This is a genomic window from Arsenophonus nasoniae DSM 15247 (assembly GCF_000429565.1).
In the GTDB taxonomy this organism is placed as follows: domain Bacteria; phylum Pseudomonadota; class Gammaproteobacteria; order Enterobacterales; family Enterobacteriaceae; genus Arsenophonus; species Arsenophonus nasoniae.
The window spans coordinates 1-1,002 of sequence record NZ_AUCC01000302.1 but is presented as its reverse complement, the minus strand read 5'-3'; the positions used below and the strand labels follow the sequence as shown (position 1 = coordinate 1,002).

The 1,002-nt window shown below is 39.4% G+C and carries 3 protein-coding genes; all 3 read right to left on the bottom strand.

Annotation, left to right across the window (positions count from 1 at the left end):
- A partial coding sequence (locus tag G468_RS23315) for an HP1 family phage holin (RefSeq protein ID WP_276324697.1) occupies positions 1-140 on the bottom strand: 140 nt, incomplete at its 3' end.
- Positions 141-208: 68 nt separating this feature from the next.
- Entirely contained in the window at positions 209-406 is a 198-nt protein-coding gene (locus tag G468_RS0118655) for a hypothetical protein (RefSeq protein WP_026824225.1), read from the bottom strand.
- Between the two features lie 112 nt (positions 407-518).
- Entirely contained in the window at positions 519-755 is a 237-nt protein-coding gene (locus G468_RS22100; RefSeq protein WP_034250608.1) for a hypothetical protein, read from the bottom strand.
- Between the last annotated feature and the right edge of the window lie 247 nt (positions 756-1,002).

The following is a 1,002-nucleotide window of genomic DNA, read 5'->3' as shown; positions in this document are numbered from 1 at the left end:
GTCCCTATCGTGCAGCCGATACCCATCACTGCAACCCACTGGTCAAGGGTTAAAAAATCAAAAATCGTTGTTGTAACGCCACCGATGGTGGTCATAATGCCCCACAGATAGGCAGCAGGTGTTGAATATTTTTCAGACATGCGCATATACCCTCCCACTGAGGGTTCCATTGCTTTAAGTGATTGGTTGGATGACTTAAAAAGTTTAATTAATCCATGAGTTTTCTTGCCAATGCTCTACACTGTATTTCCGTTAGTGGAAACTCAATAATGTTATTTCCGCTATGCGATATTCGTACTAACTTCCCTGACTGCTTATCGTCTATAATGCTCAGTGCATAGATTGAGGGTTTGCATATGGTTAAACCCTCTTCGATTAAAATTGTCTTATTAATGAGGTCACTCATGGGAATATTCTCCTTGTGAGGGTTCTATTGCTTTGTTTTGAACAGGGAGCCAGCCGCCTTACTCGTTTTAATGATTGTTTGTGTGAGTATTGCGGTGGCTTATTTTTAAAGCTTATTCAGGTTTTTTGGCAGGTAACACCGCCCAATAAGCATAATCTCTTGGTTTAAAGGTGACATACTCACCGTTATCCCAGCCTTGGAAATAGAGGAACTTGCCGGCTGAGTCAAAAGTCCCGACTACCTGGTTATAGTAATCTGCACTGTTAACGATAAGATATTGACGGGGGTATTCTTTTGTACCAGGTTTGACGCTAGAGGGATGTAATTCAAGGTTTAATGTTTTAGTCATAAAATTTCTCTTTTTTGCTATTGTTATAAATTATCCAGTTCCTGGATATTGTTAATGACTCATCCCTAAAACAAAAAAAAACACCTCAATGGGTGCTATTTTTGCGTATTCAATTTGTGAGTATTGCGGTGGCGTAAAACAAAAAACCTCGCAAAAGCGAGGTGAGCAAAAAAAAATAATTAATCGAGGTTTTATTTATCAGCGTACATTTCTGCTGGACGCAAAAATTCATCATGGGCACTTTAGC

Coding starts and splice junctions, on each gene's coding strand:
- G468_RS0118655 (WP_026824225.1), bottom strand. CDS start 406: ATGAGTGACCTCATTAATAAGACAATTTTAATCGAAGAGGGTTTAACC.
- G468_RS22100 (WP_034250608.1), bottom strand. CDS start 755: ATGACTAAAACATTAAACCTTGAATTACATCCCTCTAGCGTCAAACCT.